The organism is Streptomyces sp. NPDC052052, from assembly GCF_040680455.1.
GTDB lineage: Bacteria > Actinomycetota > Actinomycetes > Streptomycetales > Streptomycetaceae > Streptomyces.
Window position 1 is genome coordinate 60,071 of sequence record NZ_JBFAWU010000013.1, and the last position, 17,684, is coordinate 77,754.

At 71.5% G+C, this 17,684-nt stretch carries 16 protein-coding genes and 1 riboswitch; of the genes, 9 read left to right on the forward strand and 7 right to left on the reverse strand.

Annotation, left to right across the window (positions count from 1 at the left end; genetic code table 11):
• Nucleotides 1-4 precede the first annotated feature (4 nt).
• Both AB0L71_RS17490 and AB0L71_RS17495 read left to right on the forward strand, forming a co-directional pair.
• Nucleotides 5-1,306: a PspC domain-containing protein gene (locus tag AB0L71_RS17490; RefSeq protein WP_365243431.1), complete on the forward strand. Its 1,302-nt coding sequence runs from the start codon at nt 5-7 to the stop codon at nt 1,304-1,306.
• A complete protein-coding gene (locus AB0L71_RS17495; RefSeq protein WP_365243433.1) occupies nt 1,287-1,985 on the forward strand; it encodes a response regulator transcription factor in 699 nt (232 codons plus the stop codon). Before AB0L71_RS17490 ends, AB0L71_RS17495 begins: the two co-directional genes overlap by 20 nt.
• Before the next feature lie 283 nt (nt 1,986-2,268).
• Here AB0L71_RS17495 and AB0L71_RS17500 read toward each other — a convergent pair whose 3' ends face one another.
• Both AB0L71_RS17500 and AB0L71_RS17505 read right to left on the reverse strand, forming a co-directional pair.
• Nucleotides 2,269-2,586 carry a metal-sensitive transcriptional regulator gene (locus AB0L71_RS17500; protein WP_365243435.1) on the reverse strand — a complete coding sequence of 106 codons (318 nt, stop codon included), beginning with the start codon at nt 2,584-2,586 and terminating at the stop codon, nt 2,269-2,271.
• The gene (locus tag AB0L71_RS17505) at nt 2,583-2,984 is read right to left on the reverse strand and encodes a DUF302 domain-containing protein (protein WP_365243436.1); all 402 of its coding nucleotides are present in this window, start codon (nt 2,982-2,984) and stop codon (nt 2,583-2,585) included. The genes AB0L71_RS17500 and AB0L71_RS17505 overlap by 4 nt, the downstream gene beginning before the upstream one ends.
• A gap of 120 nt (nt 2,985-3,104) precedes the next feature.
• Here AB0L71_RS17505 and AB0L71_RS17510 point away from each other — a divergent pair, with 120 nt between their 5' ends.
• The 4 genes from AB0L71_RS17510 to AB0L71_RS17525 all read left to right on the forward strand — a co-directional run bounded on the left by AB0L71_RS17510 (nt 3,105) and on the right by AB0L71_RS17525 (nt 6,212).
• On the forward strand, nt 3,105-4,475 hold the full coding sequence (locus AB0L71_RS17510) for an MBL fold metallo-hydrolase (RefSeq protein ID WP_365243437.1): 1,371 nt from the start codon (nt 3,105-3,107) through the stop codon (nt 4,473-4,475).
• Between the two features lie 84 nt (nt 4,476-4,559).
• Entirely contained in the window at nt 4,560-4,856 is a 297-nt protein-coding gene (locus tag AB0L71_RS17515) for a rhodanese-like domain-containing protein (protein ID WP_365243673.1), read from the forward strand.
• Entirely contained in the window at nt 4,853-5,596 is a 744-nt protein-coding gene (locus AB0L71_RS17520) for a sulfite exporter TauE/SafE family protein (RefSeq protein ID WP_365243439.1), read from the forward strand. The genes AB0L71_RS17515 and AB0L71_RS17520 overlap by 4 nt, the downstream gene beginning before the upstream one ends.
• Nucleotides 5,597-5,633: 37 nt before the next feature.
• Nucleotides 5,634-6,212, forward strand: a complete 579-nt coding sequence (locus AB0L71_RS17525) for a rhodanese-like domain-containing protein (RefSeq protein ID WP_365243441.1) — start codon at nt 5,634-5,636, stop codon at nt 6,210-6,212.
• 59 nt (nt 6,213-6,271) lie between these two features.
• On the opposite strand, the gene AB0L71_RS17530 is transcribed toward AB0L71_RS17525, so the two are convergent.
• The gene (locus AB0L71_RS17530) at nt 6,272-7,318 is read right to left on the reverse strand and encodes an NlpC/P60 family protein (RefSeq protein ID WP_365243443.1); all 1,047 of its coding nucleotides are present in this window, start codon (nt 7,316-7,318) and stop codon (nt 6,272-6,274) included.
• Nucleotides 7,319-7,684: 366 nt separating this feature from the next.
• On the opposite strand from AB0L71_RS17530, the gene AB0L71_RS17535 reads away from it, so the two are divergent.
• Nucleotides 7,685-8,038 carry a hypothetical protein gene (locus AB0L71_RS17535; RefSeq protein WP_365243445.1) on the forward strand — a complete coding sequence of 118 codons (354 nt, stop codon included), beginning with the start codon at nt 7,685-7,687 and terminating at the stop codon, nt 8,036-8,038.
• Between the two features lie 149 nt (nt 8,039-8,187).
• Here the strand turns inward: AB0L71_RS17535 and AB0L71_RS17540 are convergent, their stop codons facing one another.
• Nucleotides 8,188-9,327, reverse strand: coding sequence for an NlpC/P60 family protein (locus tag AB0L71_RS17540; protein ID WP_365243447.1), 1,140 nt, complete (start codon nt 9,325-9,327; stop codon nt 8,188-8,190).
• Nucleotides 9,326-9,490, reverse strand: a riboswitch (cyclic di-AMP (ydaO/yuaA leader). (Overlaps the previous gene by 2 nt.)
• A 230-nt stretch (nt 9,491-9,720) precedes the next feature.
• On the opposite strand from AB0L71_RS17540, the gene pcrA reads away from it, so the two are divergent.
• Nucleotides 9,721-12,165: a DNA helicase PcrA gene (gene pcrA / locus AB0L71_RS17545; RefSeq protein WP_365243449.1), complete on the forward strand. Its 2,445-nt coding sequence runs from the start codon at nt 9,721-9,723 to the stop codon at nt 12,163-12,165.
• 98 nt (nt 12,166-12,263) lie between these two features.
• Here pcrA and AB0L71_RS17550 read toward each other — a convergent pair whose 3' ends face one another.
• Both AB0L71_RS17550 and AB0L71_RS17555 read right to left on the reverse strand, forming a co-directional pair.
• Nucleotides 12,264-13,799, reverse strand: a complete 1,536-nt coding sequence (locus AB0L71_RS17550) for a M23 family metallopeptidase (protein ID WP_365243451.1) — start codon at nt 13,797-13,799, stop codon at nt 12,264-12,266.
• A gap of 203 nt (nt 13,800-14,002) precedes the next feature.
• Nucleotides 14,003-15,103, reverse strand: a complete 1,101-nt coding sequence (locus AB0L71_RS17555; RefSeq protein WP_365243453.1) for an alpha/beta fold hydrolase — start codon at nt 15,101-15,103, stop codon at nt 14,003-14,005.
• A gap of 435 nt (nt 15,104-15,538) precedes the next feature.
• On the opposite strand from AB0L71_RS17555, the gene AB0L71_RS17560 reads away from it, so the two are divergent.
• Nucleotides 15,539-15,952: a cobalamin B12-binding domain-containing protein gene (locus AB0L71_RS17560; RefSeq protein ID WP_365243455.1), complete on the forward strand. Its 414-nt coding sequence runs from the start codon at nt 15,539-15,541 to the stop codon at nt 15,950-15,952.
• Nucleotides 15,953-16,062: 110 nt separating this feature from the next.
• On the opposite strand, the gene AB0L71_RS17565 is transcribed toward AB0L71_RS17560, so the two are convergent.
• Complete coding sequence (locus AB0L71_RS17565) at nt 16,063-17,655, reverse strand: DUF5691 domain-containing protein (RefSeq protein WP_365243457.1); 1,593 nt, start codon at nt 17,653-17,655, stop codon at nt 16,063-16,065.
• Between the last annotated feature and the right edge of the window lie 29 nt (nt 17,656-17,684).

Genomic DNA, 17,684 nt, shown 5'->3' on the forward strand with positions numbered 1-17,684 from the left:
GGTCATGCCAACCGCCACGTCCCGAGCCACGAGCTCCCGCACCGCCGCCCCGGAGGAGCCGCCGCTGCGCAAGCTGTACCGCAGCGCCGACGGACGGCTGCTCGGCGGTGTCGCCCGCGGACTCGCCGGGCACCTCGGGCTGCCGGTCGCCTGGGTGCGGTTCGTCTTCCTCGGCCTGTTCCTCGCGGACGGTCTCGGGGCGCTGCTCTACGCGGTGTTCTGGATCGTGGTCCCGCTCGGGGTCGGCGGTGTGGAGGCACCGCGCTCCGTCTTCGAGACCGCGCCGGACGGCAGCCGCAGGCTCCGCAAACCCGACAGGGGCCAGGTCTTCGCCCTGGTCGCGTTGTTCGTCGGTGCCCTTCTGTTCGTCGACAACGTCGACATGGGCGGGAGGGCCGACCGCTACATCTGGCCCATGCTGCTGATCGGCGCCGGTTCCGTACTGGTGTGGCGGCAGGCCGACAATGCCCGCCGCGCCCGCTGGATGGAGGTCGGCAACCGTCGCCGGGTCCTGCTCCTCGCCCGGGGTCTGGCCGGGGTCGCCCTGGTCGGCCTGGGCCTGGCCGTCTTCATGGTGGTACGCGGCTCCGCGGCCCAGCTCGGCAACGTCCTGACCGCCGCGATCGCCGTCCTCACCGGCATCGCGCTGCTGGCCGGCCCCTATCTCGTCCGCATGACCCAGGACCTCTCCGAGGAACGCCTGATGCGGATCAGGGCCCAGGAGCGGGCCGAGGTCGCCGCCCACGTCCATGACTCGGTGCTGCACACCCTCACGCTGATCCAGCGCAACGCGGAGGACGCCGGCGAGGTCCGCAGACTGGCCCGGGCCCAGGAGCGCGAACTGCGCAACTGGCTGTACAACCCCGAGGGCACCGGCAAGGACGGGGACGACGAACCCGACACCCTCGCCGAGGCGGTCAAGCGTGCCGCGGCCGAGGTCGAGGACAAGCACGGCGTCCCGTTGGAGGTCGTCGTCGTCGGCGACTGCCCGCTGGACGAGAGGCTGGTCGCGCAGATGCAGGCCGCACGCGAGGCGATGGTCAATGCCGCCAAGTACGGTGGCGAGGGCGGCGCGGTCCAGGTCTACGCGGAGGTCGAGGGCCGCACGGTCTTCGTCTCGGTACGGGACCGGGGCCCGGGATTCGACCTGGACTCCGTACCGGGCGACAGAATGGGCGTACGGGAATCGATCATCGGCCGGATGCAGCGCAACGGCGGTACGGCGCGACTGCGTTCGGTGCCCGGCGGGGGCACGGAAGTCGAACTGGAGATGGAGAGGGCGAGCGATGACGGAGACCACCACTGAGGCGGCGGGGGGCGCGGAGCGCCGGGTACGGGTCGTGCTCGTCGACGACCACCGGATGTTCCGCACCGGCGTGCAGGCCGAGATCGGCCGCACCGAGGAGACGGGCGTCGAGGTGGTCGGGGAGGCCGCCGACGTCGACCAGGCGGTCACCGTCATCACGGCGACCCGTCCCGAGGTCGTCCTTCTCGACGTCCATCTGCCCGGCGGCGGTGGCGTCGAGGTGCTGCGCCGCTGCGCCCCGCTGATGGGCGCCGTGGAGAACCCGGTCCGGTTCCTGGCGCTGTCCGTGTCGGACGCCGCCGAGGACGTCATCGGCGTCATCCGCGGCGGCGCCCGTGGCTACGTCACCAAGACGATCACCGGCGCCGACCTGGTCGACTCGGTCTTCCGGGTCCAGGAGGGCGACGCGGTGTTCTCGCCCCGGCTGGCCGGCTTCGTCCTCGACGCCTTCGCCTCCACCGACGCGCCGCCGGTCGACGAGGACCTGGACCGGCTGACGCAGCGCGAGCGCGAGGTGCTCCGGCTGATCGCCCGCGGCTACGCGTACAAGGAGATCGCCAAGCAGTTGTTCATCTCGGTGAAGACGGTCGAGTCGCATGTCTCGGCGGTCCTGCGCAAGCTCCAGCTCTCCAACCGGCACGAGCTGACGCGGTGGGCGACGGCGAGGCGGCTGGTCTGACCCGGAGACCCGGTCCGGCCGCCCGGACCCTGTTCCTGCGGGGCCGGCCCCACCCCTGCCGCGGTGCGGGGCCGGGCGGCACTGGGGCCTTTCGTTTGGATCAGGCCGGGCTCGCGTGCCCCCGGTGCCGCACCTCGCCGCGTTGTCGTCGGTCGGCATGGCTCCTTCCCCAAGCTCTCGGCTGCGCTCGAGCAGGGGAGACCCCATCCGACTCCCTCCTCCGCCTTGCGATGCACGGCACCGGACCCCGCTCCCTGATCCACCCTGATCCAGACGAAAGGCCCTAGGCCAAGGTGAGGAAGAGCTTCTCCAGTTCTGCCTCGTTCATGGCGGGGGTACCGCCGTCCTCGGGGGCGGTCAGGCATGCACGCATGCGACCGGCGACGATTTTGAAGCCGGCACGGTCCAGCGCGCGGCTGACGGCGGCGAGCTGGGTCACCACGTCCCGGCAGTCCCGGCCTTCCTCGACCATCGTGATGACCCCTGCCAGCTGACCCTGTGCGCGGCGCAGGCGGTTGAGCACCGCGCGGGCGGAGACTTCGTCCTCGACGGTCACGGTCTCGGAGGTTTCCGGAGCCGGGTTCGGGGCGGTCGGGTTCATCCGTTGAGCTCCTCGGCGAGTCGGGCGAGCGCGTCGTCCAGTCGGTGGGCGGCCTCGTCCGCGACCGGGACCATGGCGTCGAGGCCGGTGAGAGTGACCATGGTGGCGGGGTCCAACGCCTGCACCACCGTCTGCGAGCCCTCCGTGCGAATCACCACGTTGCAGGGCAACAGGAGCCCGACGCCCCGGTCGGTGTCGAGGGCCCGCTCCGCCAGTTGAGGGTTGCACGCGCCCAGGATCAGGTAGTTCTCCATGTCCCGGCCGAGCTTGGCCTTGAGCGTTGCGGCCATGTCGATTTCGGTGATCACTCCGAAACCCTGTGCGGCAAGGGCTTGCCGAGCGGCGGCCACGGTCCGGGCGAAGTCGGCGCGTACGCGCACGGTCCGGTCGTATCCCATGATCTTCCTTCCCAAGCCTGGATGAATGAGGCGATTTACCTCCGACTATACCCCCGGGGGTAATCTGTTACGGTGGATTTAATACCCAGGGGGGTATCCAGCTGAGGAAGTGAGCGGCACATGTTCTTCGTCGACACCATCGAGATCGAGGGCCTGGGCAACCGGCACTACCTGGTCGGGGGCGCCCGGGCCGCGGTGGCGGTGGATCCGCCCCGTGACATCGACCAGGTGATCGCGGCGGCTGCACGGCGCGGGGTGCGGATCACGCACGTGGTGGAGACGCACATCCACAACGACTATGTGACCGGCGGTCTGGAACTGGCCCGGCTGACCGGCGCCGCCTACCTGGTGCCGGCCGCCGCCCAGGTCTCCTTCGCCCGCGTCCCGGTCAGCGACGGCGACGTGATCGAGGTCGACCAGGGACTGTCCGTGCGGGCCCTGGCCACCCCCGGGCACACCCCGCACCACACCGCGTACGTCCTGGAGGACGGCGGGACACCGGTCGCCGCGTTCACCGGCGGTTCCCTGCTCATCGGCACCGTGGGCCGCCCCGACCTGGTCGAACCCCGCCTCACGGAGCACCTCGCCCGCGCCCAGCACGCCTCCGCGCAGCGGCTCGCCATGGAGCTGCCCGACGACACCTCGGTCCTGCCCACCCACGGGTTCGGCAGCTTCTGCTCCTCCGGACAGGCCGAGGGTGACGCGAGCACCATCGGCCGGGAGAAGGCCGTGAACGCCGCTCTGGCCCAGGACGTCGACACCTTCGTCGCCGACCTGCTGGCCGGTCTGGAGGACGTTCCCGCCTACTACGCGCACATGGCCCCGGCCAACTCCGCGGGCCCGGAACCCGTCGACCTGACCTCCCCCCGGCGTGCGGACGCCGAGGAGATCGCCGTCCGGCTCGCGGCCGGTGAGTGGGTCGTGGACCTGCGCAACCGTGTCGCGTTCGCCCGGGGCCACGTCGCGGGCTCGTTCAACTTCGAGGCCGACGGCAAGATCGCCACCTACCTGGCGTGGATGATCCCCTGGGGCAAGCCCGTCACCCTGCTCGCCGAGACACCCCAGCAGCTTGCCGAAGCCCAGCGCGAACTGGTCCGAGTCGGGATCGACCGCCCCGCGGCCGCCGCGATCGGCGGCCCGTCCGACTGGCTGCGCCCCGATGAGGCCCCGGCCTCGTTCCGCCGGGCGGTCTTCGCCGACCTGGCCGCCGAGCTCTCCCAGGCCGGGGAACGGCCGGTGGTCCTGGATGTGCGCCGTGATTCCGAGCGGGCCGGCGGCTTCATCGAGGGCTCGGTCCACATCCCCGTGCACACGCTGCACAAGCGGATCGACGAGGTGCCCGCCGGAGAAGTGTGGGTCCACTGCGCGGGCGGCATGCGGGCCGGGATCGCGGCCTCGCTGCTGGATGCGGCCGGGCGCGACGTGGTCGCCGTCGACGAGGGCTTCGACCAGGCCGCGGACGCCGGCCTGACCATCGCCACCGCCGTCTGAACCCGGATCGACACCGAGAGGAGTCCCGCCATGTCCATCTTCCCTGCAGGTCCCGGTCGCCTCGGCGTCGTGGAGGCCCACCACATGCTTCAGGAAGCCACCGCCGTTCTGCTGGACGTGCGCGAGACCGAGGAGTGGCGGGCCGGGCACATCCCCGGCGCGCAGCATCTGCCGCTGTCCCGGCTGACGGCTGGAGCAAAGGCGCCCGACGGCCCACGCCTCGTGCTGATCTGCCGCTCAGGGCAGCGTTCCCAGCACGCAGCCGGTCTGCTGCGTGAACGGGGCATGGACGCAGCCGATGTCATCGGCGGTATGAAGGCGTGGGCCCGCCAGGGGCTGCCGGTCCAGGACACCGCCGGAGCGACGGGAACCGTCATATGAGCGTGCTCATTCTCGCCCTGGTGACGGGAGCGGTGGTCGGCCTGGCCCTGGGCGGACTCGGCGGGGGCGGCAGCGTGCTGGCCGTGCCCGCACTGATCTACCTGCTCGGCTTCAGTCCCGTCGCCGCCACCACCGCGAGCCTGATCATCGTCGCCGCGACCTCCCTCACGTCTCTGGTCGCCCACGCCCGGGACGGCAACGTCCGTTGGCGGACCGGGCTGCTGTTCGCCGCTGCGGGCATCGGCCCCGCCTTGCTCGGCGGCCTCGCCGCCGGCCGCATCCCGGCCTCTGTCCTGACTGTCGCGTTCTCGGTGATCGCCGCACTCGCGGCCTGGCGGATGCTCCGCCCCAGCCGCCCCGCAGCAGATCACCCCGTGCGGCCGGCCAGGGCCGCGGCGGCCGGGGCCGGCTTGGGTGCCGTCACCGGTGTGCTCGGTGTCGGCGGAGGCTTCCTCGCCGTGCCCGCCCTCGTCGGTGTCCTCGGCCTGCGCATGAAGGCCGCCGTCGGCACCAGCCTCCTGGTCATCATCATCAACTCGCTCGCCGCGCTCGTCACTCGCACCGGCACCGCTGACGGCCTCGACTGGGCCGTCATCGCCCCGTTCACCGGAGCCGCGATCCTCGGCGCCTGGGACGGCAAACGTCTCGCCACGAAGATCTCCGGCGACCGCCTGCAGCACGTCTTCGCCTACGTTCTGCTCGCCGTGGCCGCCTTCATGCTCCTCGACGGCCTCTTCTGATCCAGCCCCACCCCGAACCGAAGGACAGGACAACCCCATGAACCCGACTCTCACCACCCGTGTCGTCCGTGAGCGCCTGCACACCCTGGTCGTCATCGACGTACGCACCCCCGGTGAATACGCCGGCGGACATCTGCCCGGCGCCTACAACATCCCCCTCGACGACCTCGAACACGCCCTGCCCACCCTCCGTGAGGCGGCCGACCGCAGCGACCTCCTGGTGGTCTGCGCCTCCGGCACCCGCTCGGAGAACGCCTGCGCCATGCTGTCCCGCAACGGCATACCGGCCGCCGGCCTCGAAGGCGGGACCGCCGCCTGGGCCTCAGCGGGAGAAGAACTGCACCGCCCGGCCACCACCGCAGCGCCCAGATGGGCCATGGACCGCCAGGTCCGTCTCACCGCGGGCTCCGGGGTCCTGCTCGGGCTGCTCCTCGGCCAGGTGATCCACCCCGCCTTCCAACTGCTCTCCGCGGGCATCGCCGCCGGCCTCGTCTATTCCGCCGTCTCCAACAGCTGCGCCATGGCCTCCCTGCTCGGGAAACTCCCCTACAACCGCACCGACCGCACCGACCTCGACCACACGCTCGCCGCCCTGCGGACAGGCGCGCGTCGGTGATGACAGGGCATCAGCCGAGCTCATGCCGTGCCCGACAACCTTGGCCCCGTCGCGCACACCTATGCCACCCGGGTCGCCCCGGCGAAGGGCATCTGGTCGATCGGCGCGATCCGGACCGGCGCTCCGGGGTGCGGGGCGTGGATCATCTGGCCGTTGCCGATGTAGAGGCCGACATGGCTGATGCCGGAGTAGAAGAACACCAGGTCGCCCGGGGCGAGTTCGGAGCGCGGGATGTGCCGCCCGGCGTTGATCTGGGTGTAGGTGGTACGCGGCAGGGAGATCCCGGCGGAGCGCCAGGCGGCCTGGGTGAGTCCGGAGCAGTCGAATGCGGACGGGCCGGTGGCTCCCCAGACGTACGGCTTGCCGAGGGCTCCGTACGCGAACGCGACGGCCTCGGCGGCGCGGCTGCCCGGTGCCGGGACGGCGCCGCGCAGGGTGCCGCGGTCCGCATGGCCCGCGGGGCGCGCCCCGTCCAGGCTGTCGTAGACGGCGCGTTCGGCCGGGGACAGGGTGGCCAGCAGCCGCTGCGCGGCGGCCAGCCTGGCCCGGATCGTCGCCTTGTGCTTCTTGAGGGCGGCCTGGCGCGATGCCAGCTCCGCCAGCTTTCCCCGGGCCTGCGCGCGCAGTTGGTCGATCCGGGCGACCTGCCGCTCGACCCGGTCGACCTCGGTGGCCCGGCGGTCGCCGATCCGGTCCAGGTACGAGGCGCGTTCCAGGTACTCGTCGGGGTCGGAGGAGAGCGCCAGTTGTACGGACGGATCGATCGCGCCGGTGCGGTACTGCGCGGCGGCGAGTGAACCCAGGGCGTCGCGGGAGGCGTTGAGGCGCTCGGTCCGGCGGGCGGCCTCGTCGCGCAGGGTGCCGACGGCCTCGGCGGCGGCGGTCGCCTGCTCCTTCGCGCCGTTGTACTGCTCGGTGGCGGCTTCCGCGTCGCGGTACAGCCGGTCCACCTCCGCCCTGATCTGGGCGGGCGTGCGCTGGGGGTCGGCGTGTGCCGAGCCCGGCAGTGCGGCAGCGGCGGCGGCCCCGGCGAAGGCGAGGGTGGCTGCGGTGCGGGCAGCGGAGCCGGTGACCAGGCGCCGCTTGGGTTTCCGATGCGCTGCCACGAGGGCGTGCGTCCTTCCTGACGACTGCCCGACGGGGACTACCGGCGGGCCCGCCCGAGGCCCGGTGGCGGGGCACCGGCAGAGGGGCCGGCCCGCCGCCGGATCTCTCGGCGGGGCGACCGGCCCGCCGCCCGGTGTGGAGCGGTGGTGAGGCCGGTCACCTGGTCAGGACGCTAGACCCGGGGCATGTGCAGGAGTCGTAATGACGCCTATTGTCCGAAGTTGGCGCGGCATTGATGCAAGTTGACCGGGGGAAATGGCATCAGATTCAGACAATTCGCGCAGATGTGAGTAAAGCGACAGGAAGTCGGGGAAGCCGCACCTGCCTGCGGGGTGGCGGTATGGGCGGGGCTAGGCTGCGGACCCATGGACGTACTCATCAATGTCTTCGTCGCCCTGCACATCATCGGCATCGCTGCCCTGCTGGGCGGCTTCCTGACCCAGATGAAGGCGATGGGCGCCGGCACCGCCCGGTTCGTCCCGGCGATGCTGCACGGTGCACTGACGATGCTGGTCACCGGTGTCGCGCTGGTCGGGCTCGACGAGTCCGACGGCCGTCAGCTGAACCACATCAAGATCGGGATCAAGCTGCTGATCCTGATCGTGATCCTCGCGCTCGTCTACATCAAGCGGGACGAGGAGAAGGTCGACAAGGGCGCCTTCGCGGCGGTGGGCGGGCTGACGCTGGCCAACATCTTCATCGCCACCCTCTGGACCTGAGCCACCCCTCCGGACCCGGGCCGCCGCCGGCCCCGGGGCGCCGCCGCGCTCCGGACCCGAGCCGCCCCGTTCCGGCCCGACCCGCGGGGCGGGCTCCGACAGGGAGCCCGCCCCGCAGCCGTTGCCCGACGGGCCGGCGGTGCGGGCGGCTACGCCGGGCGCACGCTGCCGTAGATCGGCATGTAGTAGATCGACTCCTCGCGCACATTCGCCCCCGGCTTCGGCGCGTGGATCATCATCCCGTCGCCCTTGTAGATGCCGACGTGGCTGATGTCGTCGTAGAAGAAGACGAGGTCGCCCGGCTGGAGATCGGCGGTCGCGACCCGGGTTCCTATCTCCACCTGGTCCCAGGTGGTGCGCGGGATGTCGACACCCGCGGCCTTCCATGCCGCCTGGGTGAGCCCGGAGCAGTCGTACGAGGACGGACCCGTCGCACCCCACACGTACGGCTTGCCGATCTGGGCCGCGGCGAAGGCGAGGGCCTTCTCCGCCTTGGTGGTGGCGCTGCTGTCCGAACCGGTCGTGGTGCCGGTCTCCGTCTCCTCCGCGGCCTCGGCCGCCTTGCGGTCCGCCTCGGCCTTGGCGGCGGCCTGCTGCTTGGCGAGTTCCTCCGCCTTGCGCCTGGCCTCCTCCTCCTTCTTGCGCTCCAGCGCCGCGAGCCGCTCCTTCTCCTCGGCGGTGAGCTTCGACAGCAGCGCACGCGCCTCGCCCAGCTTCTGCTGGACGTTCTGCTTGCTGGTGCGCAGCGTGGCCTGCGTCGTGGTCAGCGTCTCCAGGCTCTGTACCGCTTCGGCGCGCTTCTTCGAGGCCTTGACCTGCTCCGCGCGGAAGTCCGAGACGGCCTTCTGCTGCTGTTCGGTCATCCGGTTCATCAGCTGGTTCTGGTCGAAGTACGACTGCGGGTCGTCGGCCAGGAAGAAGGTGGCGTTCGGGGCGATGGCGCCGGCGCGGTACTGCGCGGCGGCGTAGGCGCCGAGCGTCCTGCGGGCCTCGTTGAGCTTGTCGGCGCGCTTCGCCACGTCCTCCAGCAGGGCGTCGACCTTGGCGCGCTGGGCGGTGGACGCCTCCTTCGCCTGGTTGTACTGCTGGGTCGCGGTGCCCGCCTGCCGGTAGAGGCCGTCCACCTTCTTCTGGACGTCCTCGATGCTCTGCTTCGGGGCGGGGGCGGCCATGGCGCTCTGCGAGGAGAGCAGGGTCACGGACGCCAGTGCGGCCGTGGTGAGGCCGACGGCGGGTGTACTGGTGCGCACCCGGGTGCGCGGTTTGCGGTGTGATGCCAAGACCGGCATCTCCTTCCGTGGACCGCCTGCCGGGTTAGCTGTCGGGTTCGGGCGGAACGGAAGGCTGCCCTACGGTCCGCGTGGGGATATGGACCGATTCACCCCGGTGCTGCATCTGGGTCCCCGGCTCCGAACTCCCACGAGGGCAGCCCGGATTCGGCGCGGGCACCCGTTCGGCGCGGTTCGCCTCAGGGGGTACGGGCCGCCCGGTCGAGCACGCTAGCCAACTCGTGGGGCCGCTGTGAAGGTCGATGTTCGATATGCCCGATACGTTTTCGTGACCTCGGTGGAGCGAGGTGGCGCGGGAGGGCCGGGGCCCGGTTTCTCTCACACCGCGTGGACGACCGCTCTCTTTGCGTACCCGGCCGCCAGGTGCGGTCGCGGCACTAGACTCGGCAAGCGATGAGCAGCCTCTTTGACGACAGCTTCCTGGCCGGCCTCCAGCACACGGAGGAGGAGCCTCCGCCGCCCCCCGAGGACTCCGCACCCGAAGAGGTGCCGGAGGACCTCTTCGCGGGCGTGTTCGACGGGCCTCCGCCGTCCAGGGACGCGTACTACCGTGACGGCGCGCACCGTCCGGTGATCGACCCCGCGGCACTGCTCGACGGGCTGAACAACGAGCAGCGCGCCGCGGTGGTCCACGCGGGTTCCCCGCTGCTCATCGTCGCCGGGGCGGGCTCCGGCAAGACCCGGGTGCTGACCCACCGGATCGCCCACCTCCTCGCCGAGCGCGGAGTCCACCCCGGCCAGATCCTGGCGATCACCTTCACCAACAAGGCCGCGGGCGAGATGAAGGAGCGGGTCGAACAGCTCGTCGGCCCGCGCGCCCACGCCATGTGGGTCATGACCTTCCACAGCGCGTGCGTACGCATCCTGCGCCGCGAGTCGAAGAAGCTCGGCTTCACCTCGTCGTTCTCCATCTACGACGCCGCCGACTCCAAGCGGCTGATGGCCCTGGTCTGCCGTGACCTCGACCTCGACCCCAAGCGGTTCCCGCCGAAGTCCTTCACGGCCAAGGTCTCCAGCCTGAAGAACGAGCTGATCGACGAGGAGACCTTCGCCGGCCAGGCCGCGGACGGGTTCGAGAAGACCCTCGCCCAGGCCTACGCGATGTACCAGTCCCGGCTGCGCGAGGCCAACGCACTGGACTTCGACGACATCATCATGACGACGGTCCACCTGCTCCAGGCGTTTCCCGATGTCGCCGAGCACTACCGCCGCCGCTTCCGGCACGTCCTGGTCGACGAGTACCAGGACACCAACCACGCCCAGTACACCCTCGTACGCGAACTGGTCGGCCCGGCCGGCGAGGACGGCGCCCCCGCCGAACTGTGCGTCGTCGGCGACGCGGACCAGTCGATCTACGCCTTCCGCGGCGCGACCATCCGCAACATCCTCCAGTTCGAGGAGGACTACCCGGACGCGACCACGATCCTCCTGGAGCAGAACTACCGCTCCACGCAGACGATCCTGTCCGCCGCCAACGCGGTCATCGAACGCAACGAGAGCCGCCGCCCCAAGAACCTCTGGACGAACGCCGGCACCGGCGCCCGGATCACCGGCTACGTCGCCGACACCGAGCACGACGAGGCGCAGTTCGTCGCCGACGAGATCGACCGGCTGACCGACGCGGGCGACGCCAGGGCCGGTGACGTCGCGGTCTTCTACCGGACGAACGCGCAGTCCCGTGTCTTCGAGGAGATCTTCATCCGCGTCGGCCTGCCCTACAAGGTCGTCGGCGGTGTGCGCTTCTACGAGCGCAAGGAGGTCCGGGACGTCCTGGCCTACCTCCGGGTCCTCGCCAACCCCGAGGACAGCGTCCCGCTGCGCCGCATCCTGAACGTGCCCAAGCGCGGCATCGGGGACCGCGCCGAGGCGATGATCGACGCCCTCTCCCTGCGCGAGAAGATCACCTTCCCGCAGGCGCTGCGCCGGGTCGACGAGGCGTACGGCATGGCCGCCCGGTCGGCCAACGCCGTCAAGCGGTTCAACACGCTGATGGAGGAGCTCGGCACGATCGTCGAGTCCGGCGCGGGCCCCGCGGTGGTCCTGGAGGCGGTGCTGGAGCGCACCGGCTACCTCGCCGAACTCCAGGCGTCCACCGACCCGCAGGACGAGACCCGGATCGAGAACCTTCAGGAACTCGCGGCCGTCGCCCTCGAATTCGAGCAGGAGCGGGGCGAGTCCGGCGAGGAGGGCGCGGGGACGCTCGCCGAGTTCCTGGAGAAGGTCGCGCTCGTCGCCGACTCCGACCAGATCCCGGACGAGGACGAGGAGGGCTCCGGCGTCATCACGCTGATGACCCTGCACACCGCGAAGGGCCTCGAGTTCCCGGTGGTCTTCCTGACCGGCATGGAGGACGGCGTCTTCCCGCACATGCGCGCGCTCGGCCAGGTCAAGGAGCTCGAGGAGGAGCGGCGGCTCGCGTACGTGGGCATCACCCGGGCCCGCGAGCGCCTCTATCTGACCCGGGCGGCGATGCGCAGCGCCTGGGGCCAGCCCTCGTACAACCCGCCCTCGCGGTTCCTGGAGGAGATCCCGGACCAGCACCTGGAGTGGAAGCGGACCGGGCCGATGGTGTCCCCGGCCGGACCGACCTCGGGGATCACCTCGTCGCTGTCCTCGTCGCGCTCGCGCTCCGGCCCCTCGGGCTTCGCGACCCGGCGCACGTCGGACAAGCCCACGATCACGCTGGCCGTCGGGGACCGGGTCACGCACGACCAGTTCGGGCTCGGCACGGTGACGGCGGTCGAGGGCGTCGGCGATCAGGCGAAGGCGACCGTCGACTTCGGGGACGAGCGGCCGAAGAAGCTGCTGCTGCGGTACGCGCCGGTCGAGAAGCTGTAGCCGGGCCGACGAGTGACCGGCGGGCCGGTTGTACACACGGCCCGGTCACTCGTCCCGGCCGGCCCGGTCGGTCGGGACGACCGGGCGGCGGGAGCGGCTCAGGTCGGGTCGACGTTGTGGCTGCGGAGCCAGGGGAGCGGGTCTATCGCCGCGCCGCCGCCGGGCCGTACCTCGAAGTGCATGTGCGGGCCGGTCGAGTTGCCGGAGTTGCCGGAGTACGCGATGACGTCACCGGCCTTGACCGCGCCGGAGCGGATCTTGGTGCTGCTCAGGTGGCAGTACCAGGTCTCGGTCCCGTCGGCCATGGTGACGATGGCCATGTTCCCGTAGGCGCTGTTCCACTGGGTGCGCACGGTGCCGTCGGTCGCGGCCATCACGGGCGTGCCGTACGAGACGGGGAAGTCGATGCCTGTGTGCACGGACATCCAGTTGACGCCCGCCTGGCCGAAGTACGCGCTGAGGCCGTGGTCCTTGACCGGCATGACGAACTTGGGGCGCAACGCCTCCTTGCGGGCGGCCTCTTCCTCCCGCTTCTTCTTCTCCGCGGCCTGCCGCTCGCGCAGGTCGATGCGCTCCTGGGTGCGGCTGGCGCGGTCGGCGAAGTTCTCGGCGTCGGCGCTGAGGTTGGCGAGCTGGGTGTCCAACTTGTTGTTGGCGGCGACCGACTTGACGGAACCCGGATCGGCGGCCGCCATCGTGGTGCTGTCGTCCTTCTTGTCCTCGCCGCCCAGCCCGGCGACGGAGGCGGCGGCGATACCGGCCACGCTCATCACGCAGGCGGACGGAACGGCGACGGTGAGGAGCGCGGAACGTTTCGCTGGCGTACGCCGCCGAGCGCGGGTGACGGGGCGGCTGAGGGGGCGCCGGGCGGCGGGCACGTGGTCGTTCAGGTCGTCGTCGTAGCCGTCGGCTTCGTCTTCCGGCCCGTCGGCGTCGCTGTGTCCGCTGTGACCGTCGTGACTGCCGGGGCCGAAGTCCGCTCCGGCCTCCGCCTCCGGCCCGGTCTCCGGGGCGGTCCCGGTCTCCGGCTCCGTGAGGTTGAACTCGGCGGTGTGCTGGGGCTCGTACGGGTCGAAGGAGCTCTGATCGTCATAGGGCCCGTACGGCTGGTGCGCCTCGTGCGCCGCGTACGCTTCCGGTGCTTGCTGCTCGTGGGTGGGCGTGGCGCCGATGTTCCAGGCCGTGGCGTCGTGGACGCCGGAGTCGTAGGCGGACGCCGCCCACGGGTCGGGCCGGTACCAGCCGCTGGTGTCCCACTGACCCGTGGCGTCCGGAGCGCCGCCCCGTGCCGGAATGTCGGCGAAGGTGGCGGTGATCGTGTCCGCCGCCGTGCCGTGGTCGACGGCAGGGGTCCAGGTGGCCGTGGTGTCGTACGTCGGGCCCGCGGGATACGGCTGCTGGGTCTGCGCGGGGTACCCGCCGTAGGCGTCGTACGAGGTGGTGGGGTGTGCGCCGGTGTCCCAGTGAGTGGATTCGTAGGGAACCCCGTACTCGACCGGGCCCGTACCGTAGCCGCTGTCGTACATGCCGTCGTAGCTGCCGGGGAGGGAGCCGAAGAGCGGGTCGCCGAGGTGACTGGCGGTGGTTTGGCCGTCGTATCCGGCATACCCGGCGTGGGGGTGCTGGTCGTCCACCAACTTCTCTCTCGCCTCGGCAGCAGGATCTGCGGTCCGGGATCCGGTGGGGAATCCCAGGGGAGCAGTGGCGCGACTGTACCCGGCGGTACGCGACGTCGACAATCTTCGGCAGCCCCGGGGCGGCTCAGGAAACGGGCAATCGGCAGTCTTTTGCCGGGCCGTGCACACAGCCTTGGCTCTATGTTCGAAATGCGTTCTATTTAATGGGGCCGCGAATGAGGTGGGGTGCTGCTGCTCCGGTGTGATCGGGTCACCGGACCGGTGCCCGTGGTTCCTGCGGTTGTCGCGGTGCCTGCGGTTTGCTCGGTTCCTGCGGCTCTCACGGTTTGCTCGGTTCTTGTGGTTCTCGCGGTTCCTGCCGGGGCTTCTGAGGTGCTCGGGGGCAGTGTGCCGCCCGAGGCTTCGATCATTGATGCGCGGGAATCCAGTGCCTGCCGGACGGCGGCGACGACGGCCGGGTGCACTGGGAGCGCGAGATGGCCGATTTCGCTGACATGTACGTTCAGCGCGTCGAGATCCGGGTGATCGATGCAGGCCGCCTCGGCCGGGACGATTACCCGGTCGAACTCGCTCCAGAAGCTCACGAAGCGGGTGCGGCAGCCGGGTGCCGGCCTGCGCAGTTCCTCGATCGGCCCGGAGCCCCTGCGCATCTGGGACACGAGAGGGTGGGCGCCGGCCGGCGGGGCGACGGACGTGCCCCCGTGCGGCGCGCCGAGCGTGACCAGGGTGCGGACCCGCTGGTCGCCGCCCAGCCGCTGGGCGTAGTACCGGGCGATCAGGCCGCCGAGGCCGTGTCCGACGATGTCGACCTTCTGGTGTCCGGTGCGGGCGCAGATCTCCTCGATGTGCCGGCCGAGCAGTTCGGCCGCCGTGCGGATGTCGCAGGTCAACGACGCATAGTTGAGCGACTCCAGATGGTGCCGGCCGTGTCGGGCGAGGGTGCGGCGGAGCGGCACGAAGGCCGAACGGTTGTCGGTGAGACCGTGCAGGAGGACGACGGGCGGCGGCTCTCCGCCCCGGAGGCCCAGGCTCCCGGTCGAGGCGGCGGTGGTGGTGGAGGCAGGGGCGGGGACGGTGTGCGGTGCGGCGGCCGGTGCGGTCGCCGGTGCGGCGGCGGATCCCGTGGTCGGTCCGGCCGGGCGTGGCGCGGGCCGACGCTCCCCGATGATGCCGGCGAGGAGCATCTGTCCGGTGAGTACCACCGGTTCGAGCGCGGTGGCTTTGATCAGCGCGGATGACAGCTGGATGCCGCACCGGCACGGCCGGCCCGGCAAGGGGCGAAGGAAGGGCAGAACCTTCATGGCCGACCTCCTGCTCCGGCGTGCGGGGAGACGGCTCTGCTCGCCGCGCGTCCTCGTGGGGAGCCGATGCGCGGGTACGGGTGACGCGCCCGGACTGCCGGGCGGGGTCCTGCCGGGCGCAGTCCCCTGCGTGCCGGTCGTGGCGGTGGCGGACGAACGGTCTCCGGCTGTACTGCCGCACCGCCCCGGCAGCCCGCACCACCGTGCCGCGCGGCTGGCGGCGCGGTGGTACGGCGACCTCGCGGCGGCTTTCCTGGCGGCCGGTCCCACACAGCAGGACCGCCGGATGCCCTGGAAGCGGCCACCGGTGAACATGTCCCCTGTGTGATTTCCCCCTCCCCGGCCACCGCGAAACGGTGGGTTGCGGGATGCTGTCGATAACGTTCGTTCACATCCCCGGCCCTTCAGGCACGGGAGACGCATGTGGAGGCAGTGATGGGTGTGACCGGTCCGATCCGAGTGGTGGTGGCCAAGCCGGGCCTGGACGGCCATGATCGCGGAGCCAAGGTGATCGCGCGGGCGCTGCGCGACGCCGGTATGGAGGTCATCTACACCGGCCTTCATCAGACGCCCGAGCAGATCGTGGACACCGCGATCCAGGAGGACGCCGACGCGATCGGCCTCTCGATCCTCTCCGGCGCGCACAACACGCTCTTCGCCAGGGTGATCGAGCTGCTGAAGGAGCGTGAGGCGGAGGACATCAAGGTCTTCGGCGGCGGCATCATCCCGGAGGCGGACATCGCGCCGCTGAAGGAGCAGGGCGTCGCGGAGATCTTCACGCCGGGTGCGACGACGGCGTCGATCGTCGATTGGGTCAACGCGAACGTCCGGCACCCCGCGGAAGCCTGAGCCCTCCCCGCCGCAAGGCCGGGCCGTCGGCTCCGGGCCGCGGGCTCCGGCCCGCCCGGGGCCCGGCGCCCCGGGCTCGTTCCCTCAGGTCCGAAGTCGGTCGTCGCTCCTCAGCCCGCTGCCAGCTCCCGGTCCATCGCCGCACGCAACCGCAGGGTGGAGACCAGCCGTTGGAAGGCCTCGGACCAGTAGCCGTTCGCGCCCGGTGAGGCGTTCTCCGGTTCGTCCGGGGTGGTGGTGAGGACTTCCAGGCGGTCCGCCTCGGCCGGGTCCAGGCAGCGCTCGGCGAGGCCCATGATGCCGCTGAAGCTCCACGGATAGCTGCCCGCGTCCCGGGCGATGTCCAGGGCGTCGACGACGGAGCGGCCGAGTGACTCGGCCCAGGGGACCGGACAGACCCCGAGCAGCTGAAAGGCCTCCGACAACCCGTGTGCCGCGATGAAGTCGGCCACCCAGGTGCCCCGTTCGGCGGCGGGAAGCACGGCGAGCAGCTTGGACCGCTCGGCGAGTGACGTCGTACCGGGGCTGTTCGACGGGGGAACGGCGGGGGAGCCGAGCAGTGCGCGGGCCCACTGCGGATCCCGCTGCCGCACGGCCGCCCGGCACCATGCGGCGTGCAGTTCCTCGGCCCAGCCGTCCAGCACCGGCAGTGAGACGATCTCCTGCGCGCCGCGACCGCCGAACCGCCCCGACCAGAGGGTCAGTGGGGTCGCTTCCACCAACTGGCCGAGCCACCAGGACCGCTCGCCCCGCCCCACCGGAGGCACCGCCACCACACCGTCGCGCTCCATCGAGGCATCGCATTCGTGCGGAGCCTCCACGGCGACGGAGACCTCGTCTCCCGCGAGGTCCTGGCTCACGCAGGACATCGCGCGGGCGGCCATCCGTCCGGCGAACGCCGAATCCGGCAGCGCGGACAGCAGTTCGGCAGCCGTGGAGCGGACATGGCGACTGCGGTCGGAGAGCGCCTGCTCCAGGAAGGTCTCGTCGGTCCCGGAGAGATCCGTGCGCAGCGTATCGAGGAACATCAGCCGGTCCTCGGCGCGTTCGGTGGTCCATGTGGTGGCGAGCAGTGCCAGCGCTTCGGCGGAGTCGTGTGCGCGCAGGGCCCCGAGCAGGGCGACCCGTTCGGCGAACAGCCCTTCCTCCCACAGCCGGGCGACCGCTTCCGGTTCTGTGCGGTCCGGCAGCGACGGACCGCGCGAGGAGCCCCGCAGCGCGAACTTCCACTCGGGATTCAGCCCGGCCAGCCACCGCCCGCGCGGTCCGGCGAAGGCCAGGACCGCGGGCCGCAGGTCGGTGCGGGACCTGGCCGCGTCCAGCAGGAGGGGGAGGAGCGCGGCCGGGGCCCGGTAGCCGTACCGATGGGCGGTGGCCAGCCACTGTGGGATCAGCTCCGTGAGGTCGGGGGCGGTGCCGCGCCGACCGCCCGAGCTGCCCGGTGCCGTCCGGTCCTCGAGCAGCTGGGCGAGTCTGCGCCGTGCTGCCGGAGGCAGCGCGGGCCGAGGGTCGTCGGGTGCGGGCTCCGGCCGGGCGGCCGCGGGAGCGGGCAGCAGTCCCGCGCGGCGCCGCACGGTGTGGAGTGCTGCCGCGTCCAGCAGCTCGCCCGGCCCGCCGCCTCCTTCCGGCGGGCGGCGGTCGGTGCCCAGAAGCGCCGAGGTGACGAGTTGTTCCCAGGGCGCGCGTGCGATGGTGCGAGGCATTGGTCCCCCTTCGAACCTCGGGTCCGCAG

Excerpts from the sequence above, each read along its gene's own strand:
- AB0L71_RS17490 (WP_365243431.1), top strand. The coding sequence starts at position 5 with ATGCCAACCGCCACGTCCCGAGCCACGAGCTCCCGCACCGCCGCCCCG.
- AB0L71_RS17495 (WP_365243433.1), top strand. The coding sequence starts at position 1,287 with ATGACGGAGACCACCACTGAGGCGGCGGGGGGCGCGGAGCGCCGGGTA.
- AB0L71_RS17500 (WP_365243435.1), bottom strand. The coding sequence starts at position 2,586 with ATGAACCCGACCGCCCCGAACCCGGCTCCGGAAACCTCCGAGACCGTG.
- AB0L71_RS17505 (WP_365243436.1), bottom strand. The coding sequence starts at position 2,984 with ATGGGATACGACCGGACCGTGCGCGTACGCGCCGACTTCGCCCGGACC.
- AB0L71_RS17510 (WP_365243437.1), top strand. The coding sequence starts at position 3,105 with ATGTTCTTCGTCGACACCATCGAGATCGAGGGCCTGGGCAACCGGCAC.
- AB0L71_RS17515 (WP_365243673.1), top strand. The coding sequence starts at position 4,560 with ATGCTTCAGGAAGCCACCGCCGTTCTGCTGGACGTGCGCGAGACCGAG.
- AB0L71_RS17520 (WP_365243439.1), top strand. The coding sequence starts at position 4,853 with ATGAGCGTGCTCATTCTCGCCCTGGTGACGGGAGCGGTGGTCGGCCTG.
- AB0L71_RS17525 (WP_365243441.1), top strand. The coding sequence starts at position 5,634 with ATGAACCCGACTCTCACCACCCGTGTCGTCCGTGAGCGCCTGCACACC.
- AB0L71_RS17535 (WP_365243445.1), top strand. The coding sequence starts at position 7,685 with ATGGACGTACTCATCAATGTCTTCGTCGCCCTGCACATCATCGGCATC.
- AB0L71_RS17540 (WP_365243447.1), bottom strand. The coding sequence starts at position 9,327 with ATGCCGGTCTTGGCATCACACCGCAAACCGCGCACCCGGGTGCGCACC.
- pcrA (WP_365243449.1), top strand. The coding sequence starts at position 9,721 with ATGAGCAGCCTCTTTGACGACAGCTTCCTGGCCGGCCTCCAGCACACG.
- AB0L71_RS17555 (WP_365243453.1), bottom strand. The coding sequence starts at position 15,103 with ATGAAGGTTCTGCCCTTCCTTCGCCCCTTGCCGGGCCGGCCGTGCCGG.
- AB0L71_RS17560 (WP_365243455.1), top strand. The coding sequence starts at position 15,539 with ATGGGTGTGACCGGTCCGATCCGAGTGGTGGTGGCCAAGCCGGGCCTG.
- AB0L71_RS17565 (WP_365243457.1), bottom strand. The coding sequence starts at position 17,655 with ATGCCTCGCACCATCGCACGCGCGCCCTGGGAACAACTCGTCACCTCG.